Below are 22973 nucleotides of genomic sequence, written 5' to 3' on the forward strand. Positions count from 1 at the left end.
AGTTTAAATATTTAATTGTCAGAGATTTAAATATACTAAATTTTACCTTTTTGTACAATATTTTTAGCCTAAATTATTAATCGAGTTCAGGTTTTAAAGGTTTAAAAAGGTCATTAAAACCGCAGTAGTTGGTAAGTTAATTGAATCATTTCCTTTTTCTGAGCACAAACCCAAAAAAGTTATTACAAATTTAGTTTACTAGGATTAGTAATCAAAAGTTTAATTCATCTGACAATAAATCTTCTTTTTTCATAAGACTGTGTAAAAGTTAAAGTTAAAAAAAATGATGGTGGTTTAATAACCCCATCATTTTTTAACTTACACAGTTAGTGAGACACTACCTAAATTATTTCATTTATGTTTATTTTTCATTGGTATTGCTTCGCAGTTCTAAACTGTAAATTCTTCTTTGTCTTTCCATCTTGTAAAGTTACAGCATAAGGTCTTAATTAATTCGTCCACCCAAGGTAGTAATCCAGTTTGTGCATTGATTGAAACGTGAAACACGAAAGCAAATACGGTAAGTAGTTTTTTCATTTTGATTTCAAATAAGTGATTATCCCGAAGTTTAACAGTCCCAATATCAGTGAAATAGGAAACAGCAAAATGTTTCCCATAATGCCCATCAATAGTGTTGCAGGTAGGTTAGAAAGCACTTCGTTTATGGGCTCTTTGATTAAAAGAGCAAACAAATTGCCCAAAAATACAATTGCCATACAGCTTAAAACAGAGAGCAGAATTAATTTTAAATTGCTGTAGGTTTCAAAACCTGAATACCTGAAAAACAGGAAGTAAAAAACAACGCAAGCTATTGACATTCCGACCATTAATGAATAGTTTACATCTTGGCCAAAAGAACTTTTTCCTCCAAAAAATAAAATTCCGTTTCCAATTATTAAATTGGTTAAAATAATGGTTAGGGTTGTTTTCATTTCAATGGTATTTATCGGATATTCAATTTTTGCTAATGGTTTGGGTTTTGATGTTTGTTTTTGCTTTTCGCAAGGAATTGTTTACGATTTGTTGGGAAATAGGAGGAAAACATCTAAAAGGAAACTTGATTTTTTTTTAGTTCCCTTGAAAAAAATCCTTAACGGAAGTTTCTTATTACTCCGTTAATTCCAGCTCGTCCAAAGTTCCTTTTACAGTTTTAAGTTCTTCTATTTGCTCTTTCTTATTTTTAATTTCGGCATCTAATTGATTGGTATTCGCTTCTGGCATTTCTACTTTTTTGCCATTTAGAACCAAGCTTAAAACGGTAACTTTAAGCTCCAAATCATAATTGGCAAGATTCGGATTTTCTATCGGATATTTCGGGGCATTCCATAATTTTGGATTTGTTTCCTTGGTTTGTCCCAAAATAAGATTTTCGGTGATGGTTTCTCCGCTTTCCATAACGCTTTCATTATCGCCTTGGATGATGCTTTGGGATTTAAGAACTTCGTTGGTAGATTTTTTTAGGAGTTTGAAACCAATTTCTTTTGGGCCAACAAGTTTGTTTTTTCCAATGTATTGATAATCAATCTCTAATTGAGGAATCAATTCGTCAAAAAAGTCTTGCTTATTTATTTTTAATGAACTGATTTTAAAAAGATTTAATGTTTTTTGAGCGGTGGAAAATTCCTCTTTCTGAATATTTAAGCTGTCAATTTCACTTGTTAATTGCTCTATTTCTTTCTTGTTTCTATCTTTCAAGATATCTTCTGCCAAATCAATCACAGAAGAGTAGGATAAACCGTCTATCATTTCCAACGAAATGGTGTTGAATGATTTTCCATCATATTTTTCGGGTTCTTCCCATTTTACCCGCATTGCTTCTGTTGCAACAACCCGCATTGCTTTTTCCAAATTAGTTTTTTCGTTTTGGTCGAGACTCTTTTCAATTTTTTCTCTCGAAGTTTTGAAACTTTGTTCATCTTTTCCGTTAAATGTATCTTGACAAGAAATCATAAAAGGTAAAATTGCGATTAGTAATAGTAGTTTTTTCATTTGTTAGAGTATTTATTTTTGCGATTATCTCTTGATTTTTTGGTTTGTAAATGCTCAAAATTTATTCATTGTTGTTACCATCATAATATTGTAAAGCATTTTCGGCACTTTTTCTATAAAATTTTGTACGTGCTTTTTCTAGTTTTTCGCCGTTGTGATTTTTTCCAAAATATTTATTCAGGTCTTCTTCAAATTTTTTATCATAATAATTTTCTAAAACTAAAACGTAGGAAAAGGACTTGGATGGTGTTTCTTTTAAGTTCAATTTCATATAATCAACAATTCGTTTTAAGATTAATTTATCGGTGGCTTCATCAAACTGTTTTAAATAAGCAAAAGTCATTGTGTCGTGAAGGTTGCTTGTTAAAATGTATTGCCTTATTTGATCTTTGAATTGATTGTTTCTTATCAACCCCAAGCCGATATACCTTCTTAACTGATAATCTGTAGAAGAATCACTGAAAATCGTAAATAATTTGTTGTAAGCGGTTTCGGTTTTAAAGGTCAATAATTTATCCGTCAGGTTGTAGAAATTTAGTTTTCTAAAATTTACGGTGTCAAAAATTTGTATTAAAAATTGTTGAGACAAATCTTTTTTTGACAAAGAATCTACCTCGTTTAGATAGGCATAAAGTTTCACTCTGTGTGGATATTTTTTGATGTATCCAGCAGGTGGAATACTACTCATCATATCTTCCCGAACGGGTTGCCACAAATACGCTTGGTTTAGAGAATCCAAAATTGTTTCCATACGTTTTTCGGTTTCGGATAGTTCTTTATTTTGGCAAAAAGTCATAAACGGTAAAATTGCGATTAGTGATAAGAGTTTTTTCATTTCTTTATAGCTTTGGCTTTCAAAATCACGGTTATTGTTTTGGGTTCAGATGAAATGTTTGTTGGCGGAAGTTTTATCAATGTTGCGATTTTGGTTCTATTATATTTTCAAATTTATATATCCCAAATTTGTATTTTGCTTGCCTATCATCTAACAAAGTAAGTTCTGCAACAAAATTATTGTCAGCTAACTGTTCGATGATTTTAAAATGATATGTATTAATTTGTGGTAGTTCTGTTATGTCGGGTTGCGATACTTCATTTTTTTTGACACGACTTATTGCGTATAAAGAATACTGCACGTCTTTATCGTTTATTGTAATTGTATGCCCGCCAAATGTGTTTTTAGGTTCGGTAAAAATTATAGAAACTTCATTTTTATTATCAACTTGGTATGTTCCATTTATTATAGATGTTCTTCCTCCAATACTGGGAGAATAGACTGTATACTTCAATTGAACACTGTCTTTATCAAGAAAATATAAAAAGATGTCATCTGAAAATACATTTATAATCGGTTGTTTTTCTTTTCCGATATACCCATCATTTCCATTTACACCAGTATGCCAAATTTTTCCTTTCAAGTCTGTTGAGTTTACAAATTCATTCAATTTTGATGTGTTTTGTCCATTACAAAAAGTCATAAACGGTAAAATTGCGATTAGTGATAAGAGTTTCTTCATTTTCTTATTTTGATATATTTACTTCAACTTCAGGAAATTTGTATTCAGTTTTATAATAAATAGCTATCCTTTTAGTACCGCTACTGCTTATTTTGACTTGTAAAAACTTATCATCTAAATATTCTACTTTCATCGTGTCATTTTTTGATTTTATTTTGTCAAATAAAAATAGTAAGTCATCTTGATTGGTTGAATAAGTTCCTTTGTTTGTTAGGGCATTATAAATTTTATATTCATACGAATTATTTTTGTCAAACTTGTAATTAAAATGTTTTATCCAACCTTTTGGCGAATTTTTAATTTCTTTTTCAAATTTCTCTAATTCCGTTTTTGTGTAAGGTTTATCAGCATAATCTACAAAATACCAAGAACCAACAATTTTACTTTTGACAATTGTAGTGGAGCAACTCATAAATAATAGTAACGTTGCAGATAATAGCAAATTTTTTAATTTCATAGTTTCTTGACAAATAATTCGTGTATTCGTGGCAATTTACTTTTCTTCAAAACTTTCTTTTAAGTTCGGATTCCATTCTTTTTGATCTGGCAGTTCGTTGCCTAAATGTCTGATGCTCACTTTGTCTGAAACGCAAACAAGCCAATAGCCTTCAAAATTTTTGAAAAGATAATAGTTGGAACCTGGAGTTGTGTCTTGGCTACAACCCATTCTATAACCTGTGAAAACTGCCAAAAGCTCTATGTTTTTGCTTTTGATGATTTTGTCATAATAATGATAAATGAAGTTTTTGTCTTTGAAAAAACCGTTAAAAACTTCCAAAGTTTTATTATCCATATCCTTTACAACGAGCAATCCTTCTTCTCTGGAGTAGAAATAAACATTGTTGACATCTCTATAAAATATACCGCCAACGTGACTAAAAGTGGTAGCATCTGCAATGGTTTTTTTTCCGTCCCAGTAAATGGTATTGCCCGATTTGTACAATAGATAATCGTATTTTTCATCAATAATTAATTCGGATTCTCCAGCCTTGTCAAGCATTAATTTATTTTCCTTTGCCAATGCAATTTGATCACTACTCAAATTGTCATAAAACTTCTTGTCCCACGGGTCATAGGCCTGATTTTCATATACAATATACCTGGAATCATCTGTGATAAAAGTGTTTTCGGAGCTAACGGGTTGGGAATATTTGAAAGGAAATTTCACATAAATCACTATATTTTTTGCTTCAATCCACTCTCGTTCGTACACACCGTTTTTATCGAAACAAAAATCAGAATGCGGAAGCATCCCAAAAGTTTTGGCATCAAAATTATTTTTCAAATCGTTGTCTCTGGAGTAAACTTTAACTCCATCAGAAAGGTAAGCTCTGTTTATTTGGTCCCAAACTTTGATGTTTTTTAGGTTTTCCTTTTTTACAGGCAAGGCAAATGTTCCATAATAAGCATTGTTTTTATCAACAGAATAGCTTCTGGAAAGACTTTGCAGGGAGTTGGCATCAATGTTTGGATGAACCGTAAATTGGTCATTATTTCTGGTCAAAACATGTTTGGAAGTCTTGAAAAAAACATTGTTTACAGGGATTATTTTTTCGTTTTCATACCTGATGATTTCGCCTTTTAGATAAGCATTGTTTTTGTCAAAAGTAAAGTCGTCACAGGATTTTTGAACTGTTGCACCATCAGAGTTTTCTATTTTTTTATCGAAATAATAAACGTAGTTTTTGTCTTTAAAATAATGACCATTGAAACATTCTACAGCTTGAAAAGTTGCCACATCAGATACCGATATTTTTTGGTTATTTTTATAAACGGCATCTTTTGTTTTCCACAGTACTTCGGGGTTTCGATAATCGTTGTTTCTGCCCACAATTTTAAATCCAGTGGTGTCGGTTTTTATCATTTCTCCACGAAAATAAATTCCGTTTTTATCTAATGCAAAAAAGCTTCTTTCGTTGTATTTTGGAAAACGAAAGGATTGCATATCAGGAAACAAAATTTTTCGGCTCGTGCAGTTTTCATACACCACATAGTCTTTGTTAACCAAATAGACATCCTCGTCAATATACTGACATTGAGAGGAAGTAACTTGCATTTTGTCGTTCAAAATTGGTTCTGTAACCGTCAAAGGTTTTTCGTTTTGGGCACAACTTATAATGGGAAGTGAAATTAGTAGCAATAGTTTTTTCATAGTTTTTGTTGAATCTAAATAGTCTTTCAAATATAGAAACATTCATCCTCAAAATGTGAAAGCATTTACAATTCGCAAGGTTTCGTTTACGATTCGTAAAAAATCCCAACGGGATGATATTATTGTAGAAATGTCAAATTTTGTACAAGCGTGAACCTCGAAGAGGTGACATTTTTTCCACTAACTGTAAACAACAATATCACCTCTTCGAGGTTTTTTGGTTTGAATTACATTAAATCTATAATCATTTCAGCCCTTCGGGCTTTTCCGTTTTTCACTCAATATTATTTCTCTTCAAATATAAAAATCGTCCTTATTGAAAATGAAACCATTTACAATTCGCAAGGTTTCATTTACGATTCGCAAGAAAAATTATTTCCTGTGTTTATGAAAATTTAGAAAAAGTGTACGAAATTTTATTTTTTCCTTTTAAATAAATAAAACCCGAAACCTAAAAAAGCAAGTACACAACCACCAATTATGTAATAATTTAAGCCAGTTCTAGTCTTTTTCTTTATTGCTCCTTTTACATCTTTAATTTTATATAATTCTTGTATGGCCTCGTAATTATCAGCGTTAAAATCTGATGGATTGGCGGTTTGAATAGTTTGCAGTTTCTTGGTTTTTTCATCGAAATAATAAACTGCATCTTCGTCTTTAAAAAAATGATGGTATTTTACCGCAACTTGTGGAGTATTGGGTATTTCGCCAGCACAATCATTTATTACTTCTACAAATGAGCCCAAATAACTTAAAGTTTCGTAATCTGCTGTAATTGGATAGCTCTTTTCGCCATCAAAAAGGGCATTGTTATAGAGGTAAAACATACCCAATTGTTTAACAATTTTGCTGGTCAGTTTCTTTTTATTATCAAGATGGATACTAAATCTATCGCCAATAAAATGGATGTAATTATCGCTTACCAAAGCCTTTGGCAAATAGTTGCCGTAGCTATAAACTCCAGGAAAAAATTTGGCATCAGACGGGATATTGGTGCTGATGATTTTATAATCATTATCGGCTTCGAAATAATAAAAATCATCGCCCCTGAATAATTTTCCTTCTATTGCCCGAAGTTTTGAAGCATCGGTTTTTACATCATAAGCTTGACTATAATCATCCTCCCAAATGGGGTAAATTTTGTTGCCGAAAAATATGTAGCTCGGCACTTTACCAAATTCTGGAAGTAGTGGTTTGGAAGTAGAGTAGCTGTACTCCATACTAATTTCTTCGCCTGTAAATGGGTTTCTGCCGTTCGTGGTATGACCTTCTCGTTTTTTAATAATTTTTTGTCCATCACGCCACATTGGGATATTAGCATCAATTAATTTTAAAGAATTAAACTTGCCTTGAACTTTCAACGCCCTAAACTGTGGCGTAATGTCTGTAAAATCGCCTTCTCGCCTAATGGCGTAAATGTATTGTTCATCGGCAATAAAATCTTCATTGTTATTTTGGTTGCAAGCGTAATAAACTGTTTTTAAAGCATTTATACTTGGAACAACTTCGATTTTATATTTTTTATCAGTATCAAAATCGATTTTTACCATAAAAACCTCTTTGTTGCTTTTTAGATAAAATCCGTTGCTGTAAGATTTGATGTTGCTAATGTTGATGGGCAACTCATTAAGCACAATTTTGGTAATATTGTTTTGCCATCCATCAAAATAAGTCCATTTTAGGTTGATGAGAAAAAGCCTTCCGTTGATGTGTTTTATATTTTTGGTTGGACCTAAAATTTTAGAATAAGAGGCTGTGTTTTTTTCGTATTGCTCGTTTTTTGGCATCAGGTAAAAACCATTTTTATCAGCAAACATAAAAGTACTTTCATCTTCGCCAATGACTTTAAAGCTATTTTTGTCTATGCCTATTAACAACTTGTTTTCTTGCCTTACATAGCTAAAACCGTTTGGGTCTTTTTCGGTAAGTTGGTAATAAATGTTATTGTTTTTTACAATTATTTTATGGGTAATTGAGGTGTGATAATTGTAACATTCGCTAGCTTTTGCAGTTGGGCAAGTAAAAAATAAAAGCACCAACAAAACAACCTGCAAAATGCCGGAAGGTGAAAAATAGTTGAGAAGAAATTTTTTCATTTTCATTTGTAACTTACTTGTTATTAGTACATTTATTGCTTTTCCAATATCATACAAATTTATTTATTGCCAGAATTTTAATTTTAGATAAACGAACCAATTTTTCTATTTCAATCTTACAAAAAAAGAATATTCAGGAATGCTGAATTTTTGTATCCCATAACCATTGGTTGATGGAAAAGAGGAATACAATTCCATTTCTTTTTTTTCGGGATTGATGCTTTTTACAATGCCACAATGTCCCCAGGTTTCTGTCCAAAATTGCACAAAATCGCCTTCTAAAACCTTTTCTTGTTCTATTGAAAATCCTATCTTTTTTTCAATCAATGCATAATAAACGCCTTTGGGAATTGGCGAATTTGTTTTCAATAAATCCTGAATGTTTTCAACTGTTATAATTCTAATTCTATTTTTGTCGGTATTTTCTAAAGGATGAAATTTTTCAATAATCTGAATAACAAGCTCCGTACAAACTGCTTTTTGATAGGTTGAAGAAATATGCGGACCAAATTTTTTGACGGCATCAATTACCAAAATATTTTTTTTCGGAATTTCTTTGGGTTGGCTTTCTTCTGTATTTGATTGAGCTTTTGATATGTTTTTCTGTTCTGTTTTTTTAACGCAAGATAGAAGAACGAATGTCGTTACAATCAGAATAATGAGCTTGTTTTTCATCTGTTCTTTTTTATTAGTTTTTAATTGTCAGATGCAATGCCCAAACATCATATCGGTTGGTTTGCAAAACTGCGAATGGGCATTTCATAAATTTAGGTTATAATTTTTCGGCCAATTTTATTCTTCAAAAGTTCTGGCATCATAACTTTTGATTTTAAAACTGCCATTTCTGTATTTTGCTTTTCTGGTTATTTTTTTTCTGGTGGTTTGGCTCATAAAGCCATAGGAAATCGTTTTCCTTTTATCATCAAATTTTATTTCTAAAGGTTTGTAATGTGCCAAACCACCTTTCAAATCTTCATTTCCTGTTGTTGGATTTGTTTCATAATAGGTTCGGTCTATATTTATCCAGCTACAAACCGACAAAATTTTGTGGTTTGAAAAGGTAATTTTAGATTTTTCATTTTGATTATTTTTACGGTAAACAAAAGCTTCAAAACAAGAAAAAGACATATCATCCATTCTTTTTATCAGCAAAAAATCGTCGTTTGATAGCGTGTGAATTTCATAAAAATAATCAAATGTTTTCAACGCTTTCATCACTACTTTTTTATCTTTTAGCACATAATTCCAACGGTCAAATCCGTTTCTTAAAGTAAATAATTCAAAATTTCCAGTTTCAGCTTTTTTTACAGAAAAGTCTGTATATAAACTATCTAAACCTTTTTCAAAAGTTTTGAAAGAGGTTATATCATAGTTTTCAAGCGTATAAATTAATTGCTCATCAAATTTTTGAACAGCTTGGTTCAATGCAACTTCATCGTCATTTGTTTCTTTAGAATTTAATTCAAGAAAAGATGCAATAAGAATTTCTTCTTGGTTTTTCTGTCCAAAAGCATTTGTGGTTACTATAAATAAAAGCAGAATGATGAAGTTGTTTTTCATAAATCTAGGTATAAATTTTTCGGCCAATTTTATTCTTCAAAAGTTCTGGCATCATAACTTTTGATTTTAAAACTACCATTTCTGTATTTTGCTTTTCTGGTTATTTTTTTTCCGTCTTTCAATCGATAAAAAGTATAGTAAATGTTTTTCTTTTTCGGGTTGAATTTTATTTCCAAAGGTTCATAAATTTTTAGTCCGCCTTCAACTGTTTGAAGCCCAGTTTCGGGATCTGTTTTTCCGGGATAGCTTTCATCTACATTTGTCCAGCTACAAACCGACAAAACTTTGTTGCCCAAAATATTTGTTTTTGGTTTACTATTGTGAAGATTTTGATGATAAACAAAAGCCTCAAAACACGAAAAAGACATCTCATCCATTCTTTTTATCAGCAAAAATTCGTTGTTTGACAGCGTATGGATTTCATAAAAATAGTCAAATGTTTTCAACGCTTTCATCACTACTTTTTTATCTTTCAGCACATAATTCCAACGGTCAAATCCGTTTCTTAAAGTAAATAATTCAAAATTTCCAGTTTCAGCTTTTTTTACGGAAAAGTCTGTATATAAACTATCTAAACCTTTTTCAAAAGTTTTAAAAGAGGTTATATCATAGTTTTCGAGCGTATAAATTAATTGCTCATCAAATTTTTGAACAGCTTGGTTTAATGCCACTTCATCTTCATTTGTTTCTTTAGAATTTAATTCAAGAAAAGATGCAATGAGAATTTCTTCTTGGTTTTTTTGTGCAGATAATTGCAAAGTGCAAACGAAGAAATAGGCGAAAAATAAGTGTTTTTTCATATTAATCATTTTAGATTTTATAAGGTAAGAATTTCCCATTGTTGTTGATGGTTGTTTCCCAACTTTGAATAATTGCCTGTCCTTGGTCTGCAAAAGCTTCCATTGTACTTATTTAATTCTTTATTCAAATTAATTTCAGGATTTTTTTCCGAAATGCTTGCACAGCTTTGCAAAATGAGAAAGAAAAATAAGAGAATTGATGTTTTCATTGGTTGTGGTTTTATGAAATTTTAATTCTGTTTTGCCGGTGCAACTTCCATTATTTCAACTTTTTGTACTGGTTTTTCTTTTCGCCAATTTAAGTATATAATGTATTTCAATTTATCGTCGTTATCATATTCATACAAATTAATGCTAGAACTTTTGTCTTCCATTATTTCGGTCATTTCATATTTTATTTTGCGGTTTTTGGCATCATAAGTTGTTGAATATCGGTACATTAATTTGTTGTCTGAGAATTTGCTTTCTTCAATTTCTAAACCTTTTTTATTGTATTTGTACCGTCTGATGCCGTGTTTTTCATCGCCTATTTTTTCTTCTTTAAGTATTAATTTTCCATTGGTATCGTAGGTGTTTGTAGCGGTATATCCCATTCGATGATTGGTGTAAATCGACTTTCGTAAAGTGTTGTTTTTATCGTATTCATAGGTTGTTTCGTTTGTTGCTGTTTCAAAATTTTCTAATTCAGCTTTGGCGATGATATTATTTTGATTGTCATAATTGTAGTAGGTTTCGTTTGTTTTTCTTGTGTACTTTTCCCCTTTATAAATGCTTTTTTGTATTTCAATTTCCGAGATTATCCTATTTTTTTCATCTCTTCCGTATCGTGTAAAAATGCTGTCTTGCACAAGGCCGTCAAAACTTCGTACCTCTAATGTAAGACTATCCTGAAAATTGTATAAGTAGTTATTGAGCAAATACGCTGGATACTCGGCCGACGGAATTTCGGAATATTGGCTTTCATAAACCAGCGTATCTTTTTCGTCGTATTGATAAACATACTCGTTATGAAAGGCGAGTTTGCCGTTTTGTACTTCATATCCGGTTTCTTTTTGCCAATTTTGAATGGTATCATAACCGTATTTGGTTACCGAAGCCAGCTTGTGTTTGGGCGTTTCTTTAGAAAAAAAATAGCTGATTTCTTGGCTTGATATCTTTTGATAATCGGTTCGGTTTTTAGGCTTGGTATTTTCGGTGGTTTGCTGTGCATTTGCATTTCCGAAAATTGAGAAAGCAAAAATTAAGAGTATCAGAGGATTTTTCATTTTTAATCTTTTTTGATTTCATAATGTCCGTTTACTGGCGAAAAGCAATCTCCGGTCAAAGAACTCTTTGATTCTACCCAAACAAGCTTCTGCTCATTTTCGAGATACCATTTTTTTACTTTTTTTTGAAGCAACATTCTATTTTTCTTTCTTTCCCTTACAAAATACCAATAGGTGCAGTAACCGCATTCTTTGCTAAATTTTTTGCCGATTAATTCAAAAATCGGGATGCCTTTTATTTTTTCATTAAGAACAACCAATGAAGCATCTGCAACGGTATATTCTCCGCCAAACATCGGGACAAAAACGTCTTTTAAAACCGTTTCGTCTGTTAATTTATCAATCAAATCGGGAATATTTTTCTTTCCTTGTTTTACCAGGTTCCAAAAAATAGGGTCATTACAGTTTTCTATGTAAGGAATATCTTTTATGTTTTTAATGTCTTCTACAGTGCTTAATTGTGCAAAGCCATTGATTCCGATAGCGAAAAGGAAGAAGGTAAAGAGGTTTTTCATAATTTTTAGGTTAAACTTTTGGTAGATTATTCTTCGTCTTTTGAGGCATTGTTGATGTGATATTCTCCAGTTTCATCCTTTATAAAATGCTCATAGGCTGAATTTAGGAGAAAATCATCTTTTATTTTTGATTCTTTTTCAAATTGAAAATCTTTATAACTATATAATTTTCCTTCAAACTTAATTTTATCAGGGACAACTAAAATATGAGCTTTTTCAATTGCAGATTTTGAATTATTTGCAACTATCAACATATCTAAACGGTAGTATATTCCATTGCTGGAGTTCCATCCATACGAAGTTTCAATTTGAATGGTTCTATCTCCAAAATCCCACTCATACGAACAAACGTTATATTCCCTTTTTATAAAGAACGAATACTTTGGTTCTCCATATTCTTTAATAAATTCATTCAGAAATTGTTTTCTCATTTTATGGTCTGCAAATTCAGCTTCTGCATAAAAGGCTACTGGCTTTTTGTTTAATTCGGTAAGTGAGTTTAAGGTATGAAAATATACATTTTTGTATTTTGCAACGCTATCTAATTGAGGTGTTCTGTACAAATATCCAAATTCATTTTCTGGTAGTTTGAATCCCATAGTCTCAGTCACAATATTGTCTATTTTATAGCGAAAAATCGTATCTGATAATTTTTCATTGGGATTATATTCTTCTTCCATATCAAATTCGTAATCGTTTATAAAATGTTTTGAATACAGAGTAGGTATGTTTTCATTAAAAGTAATTTTTTCTAATTCAAAAGCACTATTGTCTTCTAATACAGTAGGTTGATTAAACTTTTGTTCGCAAGAAATCATAAAAGGTAAAATTGCGATTAGTAATAGTAGTTTTTTCATTTTGTATTGATGTTTGATGTTGTAGCCTGATCCTATTAATTATAAAAAGTGAAATTAAAATGTTTAAAATGTAATATTGGATTTTGTTTACTTTTTCGTTCCGAATTTCCAAACCCTTGGCGGTAGTTTTTTATTCCACATAATAAGCTACAAATTCTCTAAGCAACGAATAAATGTCTCTAAGTTCAAAATATTTAGGGCTTACACCGCTTACATTTTCAAAATGATGTTTTCTGAATAACATTTTCGTTCTCGTCAAATGAAAATATTGTGATACAACTATTATACTTTGAAAGTTCAAGCTGTCTTTTAATTTAAGAGTATTGTTAACAGTTGCAAGGGTATTACTGCCCAAATTGTCAACGATTATTATACTGTCAGGGACATTGTGTTTAATTAAATACTCTTTCATTTTGTCTCCTTCGTAAAATCCTTCTTTTCCAAGTCCACCACTAACTATTATTTTTTTTACTCGTCCGGAATGATAAAGAGCAAGCCCACATTCCATTCGTTTTTCAAGTCTTTCTGAAAGTGTTCCATCTTCATTTACTTTATTGCCTAAAATGACAGCAATGTCTGCTTGTGTGTTTTTGTCTGTCAAACCGTCAATAGTTATATAAATCAAATGTCCACAAACCCATAAAAACAGAATGGAAATAAATATTTTGATTGTTCGTGTACGGTTTTTCATCTTTCGTATATAGATTGGCGAAATTTTTATCATTGTTCAAATGTAAAAATCTTCCTTGTTGAAACACACAACCATTTACAATTCGCAAGGTTTCGTTTACGATTCGCAAGAGAATTAGGAAAAAATAAGCGAAAAGGATCTGAATTTTGCACTTTAGACTACCTGACGCAAAACTCTTGTGTGCGTTCAATGTCATTAAGGAAATAGATAATCAGTTTTGTCATTCCAATTTCTATGATAAAACCAAATTTTTTTGATAAGGAATTTGGTTTTTATTACAGCAAAAACGCGATGTATAATTTTGTTCCTTACTGCATTTAATACGCTCATTTTATTTTTCTCTTCGCTTATATAAAAATAACAGGTCGCTCCTACGGAGCTAAATTTCAATTGATGTTTTTCTATTAACAGTACGCCTCTACGAGGCTATAGATTGAGTGGTTAATGTTTGCTTTTTCTGTTACTATTTTTTTTAAAATTTATTAATTTGCATTGATGATGAATGCAAAATTCTAATTATTCTTGTTTGTAATACCTCGTAGAGGCAAACTGTTAATAGCCATTGTTGGTTTACGTTTTGTGGAAACTCCGTAGGTGCGACCTGTTGGTTTGTGTCATTTTGTCGTTGTTATTAACAGGTCGCTCCTACGGAGCTAAATCGAATTATCTTTTCATTTTTCTCCCGAATCTATCGGGACAGTACGCCTCTACGAGGCTACTTTATTTCATAGCTATAATTTCAGTTCCATAATCGGTAAAAAACGATTATTGATTGCTGTTTCGATTTGTCCAACTTTTGTAAAACCAAATTTTTCATAGAATTTTTCGGCGTTGGGTTCAGAATCGAGTATTATTTTTTCTGCATTTGTGGTTTTAATTTTATCCAAAAAATCATTCATCAACATTTTCCCAAATCCGTCTCCAATGTAGTTTGGCAATACAAATAGGTTGTCAAGTTTAACGGTGTTTTCATCCAAATTAAAATAAGAATAATATCCAATTGTCGAGTTGTTAATCGACAATTTGTAAACACTGTTCATTTCGATGTAGTTTTTTGTAATCGTAAGCAAATCTGACCATTCTTTCATTTGCTCGACTGAATATCCCCAATATGCTTTTGACTTTTTTGTAATATCAGTCAAAATTTCGTGGTCTTCTGGGTTTGATTTTTTAATTTCTGCCATTTTTATAGGATATTTACTCAAGTTTGCAATTCATTTTATTCCTCCATTTAATCTGCATACAAATACGTATTATCTACTCTATGATTGGGGTCAATAGTTATCCCTTTGTAAAATAATTCTTCTTTTTTCAAGTCATTGTCAATTCTATAAAGGTTGCCTTTTTGGGTTAGGTAATAATTCATTTGATTGCAATGGTATAGCATTCCCATTGGGGTTTCGGTGTTTTTTTTGCTAGTGGTAATTTTGCCCTTTTTGTCCAAATTTAAAAATTTGTTTTCAGTCATTACCATTATGCCTTTATTGGTTTCTATTACAGATAGTAGATTGTCTGGATTGCTATTTTCGTCATTTAGAACACTTTGCCAGTTTATTTTGCCGGTTTTTTTATCGACAGAATAGAGTGTACTTCCGCCAAAATAGACAGCTTTTTCAGTAATTAAAAGATTATGAGTACTACTTTGGTTTGTGCTTTCTACCTTGCAAATCCATTCGGTTTCTAATTTTAAATTATAACAAGCCAAGGTATTGTTTTGGCTCAAAATATAAATCTTGTCACCATCTATCATCAACTCATTGGTGGCGATATCGTCTAATGCTTTATCAAATAATTTTTTTCCTGTTTTCACATCCAATGCGATTATTTTGTGGTTGATATTGGCATACAGAATGTTATTCAAAACTTTGGGACTCGAATAAATAATTTGCGGTTGAATGTAAACCCAGTTTTGTTTTTGAGTTTGAATGTTTACCGATTTAATTTCGCCGTGGCTATTTGCAAATAGTACATTTCCTTGATACACAATAGGATATTGATAAAACAATAAAAACTCTACATCTGCAAAATCATAACCATAGTAGGACTGTGATTCATCTTCTTTGTCTTGAAATTTGTGCAGAATGGTTCCGTTAGATTTGTCAAATTGAATAACCGTTCCGTCCTGATAGACTTTGGTCATTGTTTTATCATCTAAAGAAAAGAAATTTACCTCATCGTTTACCTCTAAATTGAAACCTGGATAATGCCACTTGATTTTTTTGCTTTCAATATCAAATACATACACATCGTTTGCATTTGTGGTAAGATAAAGTGTTTTGAATTTCTGTTCTTCTTTACTATTACTGTTATTACAAGAAAATAGAAGTAAAAGAAAACCAAGGAAAAATAATTTTATCATCTGTCTTTATTTAATTTATAATCATAAGGAATGTTTTGCAAGTGATATTGTTTTTTTTTCATCTTACTTAAATTCAATCAGTTTATCATTACCCAAATCATATTCATAAAACTTTCGGGTTTCGTTGTCCAAATACAGCCAAACTATAATGCTGGAATGGTCTTCCATTTCGGTAGAAAGTCCTAAAATGGTGTAACTTCTGCCATTTTTTTTGCCATCTTCTATTGAGTAAACCAAATTTTCATTGGCTTTTAAATTAAGCAATACCAATTCGTTTTTGGTATTTGCCAAATAATATTCTACGAAGCGATATAGGTAATCTTTAAACGTGTCGCTATAGGTTTCTTCTTTGCTATACCAATATTTTATGGGCTTGGTATATTTTTTTCTGAAAGCGGTAACATTGCCATCTTTTATTTTTTTGGCACTGGTTATCCATTCGTGAAACTCCAGTGTTTCGCCTTCGCCAGCAATCCAAGTGCTGTCTATTTTCCAATTGATGAGCAATTGATCGCCTCTGTTAAAAGTAATATTTTCATCGGTTTGATAAATAAAAGACAAGCGGTCATTTTTTGTATAAAAAAACAACAACGGATAGTCGCCACCATCCATAAAATCAGCAAAGGTTACCGTATCTGTATAAATAGCTTTCAATTGCAAAGCCTGTTTTGGTCGAAGACTGCTATTGTAAGTTTTGGCGTTCTCAACTACTTTTTTTGGTGCAATTTGTATCGTTTCTTTTATTGCTTGTGATGGTTGTTTTTCGTTTTTACTATCATTACAAGAAAATAGAAAAAAAAGAAAACCGAGTAGAAGTAATTTTATCATCTGTCTTTATTTAATTTATAATCATAAGGAATATTTTGGCTAAAATCGGTTATATACCAAGTGTTTGGGTCCGATTGAAATTTCACAAAATCATAAATTACATCCAATGGCATTTGAATATTGCCTAAATTTCCTTGGGTTTTATTAAATGCCGAAACCATAGCCGTTACTCTTGCAATTTCGGTAGGCTGAAGTGGAGCCTTATAGCAAACACCAATTCTTATATGAGCATTTTCTCTTTGTAATAAGCTAACTACTTCATTTTTATAATGATGCACAATTGCTTCTTCGGCTTCCTTGTCTGTAGGAACGTCTTCGGCAACTACTAATTTTGAGAAATCTCTTTTTTTGTATCTTTCAATTTCTTCTAAAACACCATCTGGAATATAATCATTATTTTTTATGGCGTTAACCCACATTAGCGTGTCTATTGGCGATTCTATTGCTTCTTGAACCACATCTGTTGTGCCAGCAATTTGTGCTTCTTCGGTTTGTCTGCTTGGATTTTGATTGTCGAATAAAAGACTTTGCAAATCTTTCCAATGCGTTTCTACGTGTTGAAACCCAATGTAGTATTTGAGAAACAGGAATATAACCAACGAAAAGACACCTATAAAAATGAGTGCTTTTTTAAAAAATTTTGATTTTAATGGCTTTACAGGGTTTTGATTACTATTTGACTGACTTTGGAAAAGTTCCTTGTAAACATCCTTACCATCAAAGTTATTGATAGTTTTATCTTGAAATAGTTCTACAATATCTTTAGCAGATTGCATATCTATTCCAGATTTTTCCATTACAAACTTTACGGCTTCTAATTTTTTGTTTTGAATAAGCAAATCATAAATAATTGCTTTATCCATCTGAACGTTATTTACTAATACAGTTGACGACATATTTTTAAATTTAAAGTTTTTTATCTTTTTGACTTTACGACATTTTAACTTTCGACTTACTTAACTAAGCTTTTAAGTTTGGATATTGCTCGCCAATTTTTTTCAAGAAATCGCTTGCAATCACAATTTCCTGCAAGGTTTTAGTAGTATTTAATGAAAACATACTGGCTCTTGTGTTGGCATACTTTCGACTTGCTTATTCCCTATTAACACCCATAATATAGCCTTTGTCGCTCATTGTTTTGAGCCAATTTTTATCCATTTTTATAACATCGTTTGAGTAGTCATTTTTAAAATTCTTTTTCAGGTCGAATAATCCAGATGAGCGTTCAACTGCCTTGTTGTGCATTTTAAAAACCAAAGTATCCCCTTTTATTTCCGAAATTTTATAAAGGGTATACAAATCATTTTCCTTTACTTCATACACATCATTAATTTTTGGACTTGCCAGATATTCTGCTTTATTGGCGGAATTTTTGAAAATATTAAAAACTATTAGGCAAAATAAAAAGCCAATAAGAAACAAACCAAAATAATGAGTAATTGGTCTTTTGGCTGTTGCCGATGCCGTAGCACAATCTTGCTTCATCTTTGGGGTCATTTCGTTTTGATAACGCACTTGTTTGCAATGACTACACTGGCTGATTCCTTTTTTTGAAAGTGGCAAAACCGGTATCCAAAAAATATGCAGGTATTTTGCCAAAAATATAAAATTTACCGTGCCTTTGCTGTTGCAATTGTCGCAGTCGTAAGATGTAGCTTGTTTTGGTCTTATTTCTCTTGAGCGTGTTCCGAAGATAATCATAATTTGATTTTTTTAAATGTTATTTGATGTGAAAACCTACAACAATTTTTGAAAAATGTTGTAGGTTATTTTAAGGCAATATTCATCGTAAAATGTTGTATTTTAAAGCTAATTTTTAATCCATCTTTTGACTTTACGACATTTCAACTTTCGACTTACTTAATTAAGCTTTTAAGTTTGGATATTGCTCGCCAATTTTTCTTAAAAAATCGCTTCCAATCACAATTTCCTGCAAGGTTTTAGTAGTGTTTAATGAAAACATACTGGCTCCTGTGTTGGCATACGTAAATATCAATGCCGAAAACAATATCAACTCAATCGGGCTACCATCTGTTGCTAACGAAATTCTGTAGGCTTTTACAGTGTCACCTTTTTGCTTGGCAAAAGCTTTAATCATTCCTTCCAACGGAATTTCCGCAAGGGAAGATTTTTCTAAACGAAAGGTATCAAATACCAAATGATTTGAAATTTCGCCTTCGGTATCAGTATCCAGCAAATGCAAATCATTACCGCTTAATACCAAATATTTTGGCGTTTGTACGGTATGAAATTTTACAGTTCCTAAAGTTGCCATTCCTTTTAAACCATCTTTCAAACCGTCTTTAATGGAGTCTTTGGTAGAATAGTTGATGTTGGCATAATTAAAAGCGTCAATTGGTTTGCCTCCCATTTGTTTTGCAAGAAAAGAAAGTTCTTTGTTCAAGTAGTCTTTCTTGTATTGTTCTGCCTTGTTCATTTCAGATTCAAAATCGGTGTTTTGAAACAACTCTTTTTGCTTTTGTTTTTTCAAACGCATAAAATAGAAAACGCCACCATAAACGGCAAGCATAAATACCACGATAAAAATAATTGATCCCATAAGTTTTGTGTGTTTAATTGATTGATAATTAGTCTTTTATTGAAATTTTTTCGTTCTCATCCATCTTGAACTTAAACTCGTAGTAATTAATAGAAATTCTTTTTCCTTGTATTTCTGCACTTTCTCCTTTTTTCTTACCTTCAATTGTGAAATAGGCAGTTACCTTATTGTCATTGTCAACATTAAAAGTAAACGAATGAAGATATAGGCTTTCGTATTCAGCAGGAACTAATTTCATTGCTTCATTGAATTTTGCATTGATAAGGTCAAATTTTAAGTCTTTAATGGCAACACTTCCTTGTTTGTTTTTTTGCATAAGCTCGTTTTGAATGGCATCTGCTTTTGGTTCGGCCAATTTTTCAGAAGGTGTTGTGCTAAATCTTTGCGAGAAATCCTTCCCACTTTCGAGATAATCAATGGTGCAACTTCCCCAATCCAGCGACAGATGGTCGTCGGCATCAATGCTCAAGCTGTAAACTTTTTTATCTGCACCAAAGGTTTCAACCACTTTAGTTTTGATTTTGCTCATTCCCTCGGCAGTATTCATATCATAATCGCTACTGGAGCTACAAGATGAAAAGAAAGTTGCTACTAAAATTGTAATAAATAATGTTGTTGTTTTTATAAGATTTGTTGTTTAAATGATTAATTATTTATTATCTAAATCTTTAATTTGTTGATTATAATGGTCCATTTTTTGTTTTTGTTGCAGTAAAAAATTTAGCTGTTCTGTATTGTTTGGGTCAAGGTTTAATCGGGATACAAAAATGTTCAGCTTGTTGTAGGCAGTCCAGCAAGGACCACTTTTTTTAGCCAGCAAAGCATCTTCTAAATTCTTTACCAAAACATCAAATTCTTGCTTTTTTTCTACCGGAAATATTGCAGGAAAATCTACCACATCATTAGCGTTTGCCACAACAGGTTGAGGGTTGGATTGTGATTCGATATGGGTTTCTAATGAAGATTTGGCTGGTTTTTTGCCCTCTACCAAATATATCAATACCACAATTGCAATAGCACCAATACCCGCCATCAGCACCCAATGCAATGGTTTTCCGTTGCCTTTTCCCCATCGGTAAAAACTCCAAATAAGCAGTGCAATGCCCAACAGCACCATACTAACGGCAAGCCCCATTGCACCAAAAGCTTTGTAAACTGGCACTAAAATTCGGGGAATGTCATAGCTGAGTTGCGGACTAAAATAGGTTATTCCTTTGCCAATGATTCCGGCACCAATAAGGCCAATGGCAATGCTTTTGAATTTTTCGAAAATTATTTTCACTTTGTTTTCTTGTGTGGTCATTTTATAAATTTTAATAATTTGATGACAAAACAACAGAAAATCATTCAAAAAAGTCTCAACCATTTACAATTCGCAAGGTTTCATTTACGATTCGCAAGAAAGTTTGGGAAAATAAGGAAAAAAGACCTGGATTTTGACATCAGTCCGCCTGACGCAAACCCCTTATTGGTAGTAGTTTTTTTATTCTTGATAGTTAATTAGTTCATATTCAATTTTGTTGCTTTCAATATAATCTTTCAGTTTGTCAAGGTCTGTCCACATATAAGAAGAACCGTATTGACAAATATAAATTCCGTCATTCTCAAAAACGATATTTATGTTAGGTAATTTCCCTTTATTTTCAGCGTTTCTGAACTCCCAAAATTCCTTGTTGTCAAATTTGTACTTTTTGTCAAAAGTTATGTTGTCAACAAGTAAAAATTGAATTTTATTAATTTGTTTTTCAGTAAGTTTTGTTCTTAATTTATATTCAAATCCCATTTTAGTCGCCTAATATTTCAATTTCTAAATTTTTGTCTGAAAAATAGTTTAACAATGCTCTAAACTCCAAAATATCAACTGTTTTTTGCTTGTCTGTGTTCAAATTCGTTTTCTCAATATAAATGTCAATTATTTTTACAAGCAATTTTTGATTTTCAATGGTCAATTTTGTGTCGCTATATGGGTCAATGTAAATGCCCGTCCAATTTTTATATTCAGTAAAGATTTCGTCAAGATTTTTATATTTCTTGTCGTCAAGTCCGAACAAATATTCTTTGTTGTCAAGTCTGTGAAAGTCTAATGCCATAGGTTTGTTACAATTACCGCCAACGTTTGTGGGCTTGGTGTTCGGGCGGGAAATCGAAGCACAAAAGCCGATATTACTACTAAAGTTCAATTGAAAAACTATTGTTGAATTTTGCGCTTTAGCCCGCCTGACGCAAAACCCTTGTTGTAGGCAGTACTATTTTATCATTTAGTTTTCTATAAACGACCTCCATTCTTATAGAAGTTCTTGTATTTAGCATCTTCTCCTTCGAAGTATCTTAATCCAGCTCCTTTTACAACGTATTTCCATTTTTCAAAAGCTTGATTATAATTTCCAGTTTCAAAAAAATAGATTGCTTCATAATGTTGTACTTCAAATTCAGATAAATTCAAATTATTATTGTTGTCAATCATTCTATTTAACCATTTTTCGGCTTGTCCAAAATTTCTGTTAGCCATTGAATGTTTAAACGTCATCTTGGAAAAATTGTATTCTTGGTTCCAATTATTTCTAGGAATAGGGAACTTTAGCCAAGCTTCTTCAGCAAGATTATAAAAAACATCTACTTCTCCTTCTTTTAAAGCGTCTACTGCTTTTTTTCCAATTAATACAACTTCATTGTATTCATCTGTATTTAATAATGCCATACTGTTTAATTTCTTTAATACGTTTGTTTGTGAAGTATTGCCTACAACTCTCAGATTGAAGCAACTGTACCGTTTTAAATTATTTACTGTCGTTTGTTATCGTTTTAAAATTAAGGCGATTTTATATTTCAATGGCAAACCATTTACAATTCGCAAGGTTTCATTTACGATTCGCAAGAAAGTTGGGAAAATAGGAGAAAAAAACCTAAATTTTGCAATCAGCCCGCCTGACGCAAAACCCTTGTTAGCGGTAGGTTTTATTATCATAAATTGTTGGGGCTTTCCCAGCTTCACTTGTCTTAATTAATTTGTTGTTTTTGTCATATTTCGTTATTTGGTCTATTGTCCTGTCCAATATTTCATAATTATCTAATTTTCCATTTTTGTAATGATAGAAATAGGTCAATGATTTGTCAAGAATGTCGCAATCTTTACTTTGAATAATTCCATTTTTCAAAAATTCACTACATTTTTTGTTATTTGTTATATAAGTGTGTTCTGTTTTTTTGCCCTCAATGTCATATTCAATTTTTTCTTGTGTTTTTCCATTCTTATAGAGCTTAGGTTTCCCATTTTCATAGAAAGTTTTGAATGTATTGTCAATATTGTTTTGTTCCAGTTCAATATTTCCATTTTCAAAATAATGAATTCTAATTTCGTTAGACTGTCCGCCTCCAAGTTTGATGTTTTCAATATGTTTTCTTACAATTTTCCCTTTTTCATAAGATATCGCCGTGAACAAACTATCATTAATTGTAATTTTTCTCAATGGCTCATCAAATATATTTACGGTTTCATGTAAAATAACTTTACCATTTTTGAAATTAATTGTTGAAAGTTTTATTTCTTCTTTTGTTTCATATTTTGCACTTCCCACAAACTGATTTCTATCGTCAATTTCAAAACCAAATTTTTGGAATGGATTATTTAGCAAATAAAATCCTTTAGACAAATTTATTATTTCTGATTTATGGGCATCATTTCCATTCTTATTAACCTGAACTCGATTAATAAAAGACCGCTAATTGGTTAGTTTTAATTGTTTCGTATTTTAAAGAAGGTTTTTTCGGCAGAAAATTATAAGCA

Annotated in this window: 27 protein-coding genes; all 27 read right to left on the minus strand. The window is 31.5% G+C overall.

Annotation, left to right across the window (positions count from 1 at the left end):
- Nucleotides 1–390: 390 nt before the first annotated feature.
- Complete coding sequence (locus J2X31_RS17625; protein ID WP_310028789.1) at nt 391–537, minus strand: hypothetical protein; 147 nt, start codon at nt 535–537, stop codon at nt 391–393.
- Nucleotides 534–932, minus strand: coding sequence for a hypothetical protein (locus J2X31_RS17630; protein WP_310028790.1), 399 nt, complete (start codon nt 930–932; stop codon nt 534–536). Before J2X31_RS17630 ends, J2X31_RS17625 begins: the two co-directional genes overlap by 4 nt.
- A 175-nt stretch (nt 933–1107) precedes the next feature.
- A complete protein-coding gene (locus tag J2X31_RS17635) occupies nt 1108–1989 on the minus strand; it encodes a hypothetical protein (protein WP_310028791.1) in 882 nt (293 codons plus the stop codon).
- A 61-nt stretch (nt 1990–2050) separates the two neighbouring features.
- Nucleotides 2051–2824 (minus strand): hypothetical protein, encoded by a 774-nt coding sequence (locus J2X31_RS17640; RefSeq protein WP_310028792.1) that lies wholly within the window; start codon nt 2822–2824, stop codon nt 2051–2053.
- A 76-nt stretch (nt 2825–2900) separates the two neighbouring features.
- On the minus strand, nt 2901–3506 hold the full coding sequence (locus J2X31_RS17645) for a hypothetical protein (RefSeq protein ID WP_310028794.1): 606 nt from the start codon (nt 3504–3506) through the stop codon (nt 2901–2903).
- A gap of 4 nt (nt 3507–3510) precedes the next feature.
- On the minus strand, nt 3511–3963 hold the full coding sequence (locus tag J2X31_RS17650) for a hypothetical protein (protein ID WP_310028795.1): 453 nt from the start codon (nt 3961–3963) through the stop codon (nt 3511–3513).
- Nucleotides 3964–3999: 36 nt separating this feature from the next.
- A complete protein-coding gene (locus tag J2X31_RS17655; protein ID WP_310028796.1) occupies nt 4000–5658 on the minus strand; it encodes a DKNYY domain-containing protein in 1659 nt (552 codons plus the stop codon).
- 416 nt (nt 5659–6074) lie between these two features.
- Nucleotides 6075–7754, minus strand: coding sequence for a hypothetical protein (locus J2X31_RS17660; RefSeq protein ID WP_310028798.1), 1680 nt, complete (start codon nt 7752–7754; stop codon nt 6075–6077).
- Nucleotides 7755–7859: 105 nt separating this feature from the next.
- Complete coding sequence (locus tag J2X31_RS17665) at nt 7860–8429, minus strand: hypothetical protein (RefSeq protein ID WP_310028800.1); 570 nt, start codon at nt 8427–8429, stop codon at nt 7860–7862.
- Nucleotides 8430–8546: 117 nt separating this feature from the next.
- Nucleotides 8547–9314 carry a hypothetical protein gene (locus J2X31_RS17670; RefSeq protein WP_310028802.1) on the minus strand — a complete coding sequence of 256 codons (768 nt, stop codon included), beginning with the start codon at nt 9312–9314 and terminating at the stop codon, nt 8547–8549.
- Nucleotides 9315–9343: 29 nt separating this feature from the next.
- Nucleotides 9344–10114: a hypothetical protein gene (locus J2X31_RS17675; RefSeq protein ID WP_310028803.1), complete on the minus strand. Its 771-nt coding sequence runs from the start codon at nt 10112–10114 to the stop codon at nt 9344–9346.
- Between the two features lie 230 nt (nt 10115–10344).
- Entirely contained in the window at nt 10345–11379 is a 1035-nt protein-coding gene (locus J2X31_RS17680) for an RHS repeat domain-containing protein (protein ID WP_310028805.1), read from the minus strand.
- A gap of 2 nt (nt 11380–11381) precedes the next feature.
- A complete protein-coding gene (locus tag J2X31_RS17685; RefSeq protein ID WP_310028807.1) occupies nt 11382–11894 on the minus strand; it encodes a hypothetical protein in 513 nt (170 codons plus the stop codon).
- Between the two features lie 26 nt (nt 11895–11920).
- Nucleotides 11921–12751, minus strand: coding sequence for a hypothetical protein (locus J2X31_RS17690; protein ID WP_310028810.1), 831 nt, complete (start codon nt 12749–12751; stop codon nt 11921–11923).
- A 130-nt stretch (nt 12752–12881) separates the two neighbouring features.
- Nucleotides 12882–13442 (minus strand): YdcF family protein, encoded by a 561-nt coding sequence (locus J2X31_RS17695; protein WP_310028812.1) that lies wholly within the window; start codon nt 13440–13442, stop codon nt 12882–12884.
- A gap of 731 nt (nt 13443–14173) precedes the next feature.
- Nucleotides 14174–14626: a GNAT family N-acetyltransferase gene (locus tag J2X31_RS17700; RefSeq protein ID WP_310028815.1), complete on the minus strand. Its 453-nt coding sequence runs from the start codon at nt 14624–14626 to the stop codon at nt 14174–14176.
- Between the two features lie 47 nt (nt 14627–14673).
- A complete protein-coding gene (locus J2X31_RS17705) occupies nt 14674–15801 on the minus strand; it encodes an outer membrane protein assembly factor BamB family protein (protein WP_310028818.1) in 1128 nt (375 codons plus the stop codon).
- Between the two features lie 63 nt (nt 15802–15864).
- A complete protein-coding gene (locus tag J2X31_RS17710) occupies nt 15865–16629 on the minus strand; it encodes a hypothetical protein (RefSeq protein ID WP_310028821.1) in 765 nt (254 codons plus the stop codon).
- Entirely contained in the window at nt 16626–17525 is a 900-nt protein-coding gene (locus J2X31_RS17715) for a hypothetical protein (protein ID WP_310028824.1), read from the minus strand. The genes J2X31_RS17710 and J2X31_RS17715 overlap by 4 nt, the downstream gene beginning before the upstream one ends.
- A 196-nt stretch (nt 17526–17721) precedes the next feature.
- Nucleotides 17722–18330 (minus strand): zinc ribbon domain-containing protein, encoded by a 609-nt coding sequence (locus J2X31_RS17720; RefSeq protein ID WP_310028825.1) that lies wholly within the window; start codon nt 18328–18330, stop codon nt 17722–17724.
- A 163-nt stretch (nt 18331–18493) separates the two neighbouring features.
- Nucleotides 18494–19189 carry a hypothetical protein gene (locus J2X31_RS17725; protein ID WP_310028828.1) on the minus strand — a complete coding sequence of 232 codons (696 nt, stop codon included), beginning with the start codon at nt 19187–19189 and terminating at the stop codon, nt 18494–18496.
- Between the two features lie 28 nt (nt 19190–19217).
- Nucleotides 19218–19718, minus strand: coding sequence for a hypothetical protein (locus tag J2X31_RS17730; protein ID WP_310028830.1), 501 nt, complete (start codon nt 19716–19718; stop codon nt 19218–19220).
- A gap of 120 nt (nt 19719–19838) precedes the next feature.
- Nucleotides 19839–20492, minus strand: a complete 654-nt coding sequence (locus J2X31_RS17735; protein ID WP_310028834.1) for a YidH family protein — start codon at nt 20490–20492, stop codon at nt 19839–19841.
- Between the two features lie 180 nt (nt 20493–20672).
- Nucleotides 20673–20972 (minus strand): hypothetical protein, encoded by a 300-nt coding sequence (locus J2X31_RS17740; protein ID WP_310028835.1) that lies wholly within the window; start codon nt 20970–20972, stop codon nt 20673–20675.
- Nucleotide 20973: 1 nt separating this feature from the next.
- A complete protein-coding gene (locus J2X31_RS17745; RefSeq protein ID WP_310028837.1) occupies nt 20974–21279 on the minus strand; it encodes a hypothetical protein in 306 nt (101 codons plus the stop codon).
- Nucleotides 21280–21455: 176 nt separating this feature from the next.
- Nucleotides 21456–21887: a hypothetical protein gene (locus J2X31_RS17750; protein ID WP_310028839.1), complete on the minus strand. Its 432-nt coding sequence runs from the start codon at nt 21885–21887 to the stop codon at nt 21456–21458.
- Nucleotides 21888–22131: 244 nt separating this feature from the next.
- Nucleotides 22132–22839, minus strand: a complete 708-nt coding sequence (locus J2X31_RS17755) for a hypothetical protein (protein ID WP_310028840.1) — start codon at nt 22837–22839, stop codon at nt 22132–22134.
- Between the last annotated feature and the right edge of the window lie 134 nt (nt 22840–22973).

This window comes from Flavobacterium arsenatis, assembly GCF_031456785.1.
Taxonomy (GTDB): Bacteria; Bacteroidota; Bacteroidia; order Flavobacteriales; family Flavobacteriaceae; genus Flavobacterium; species Flavobacterium arsenatis.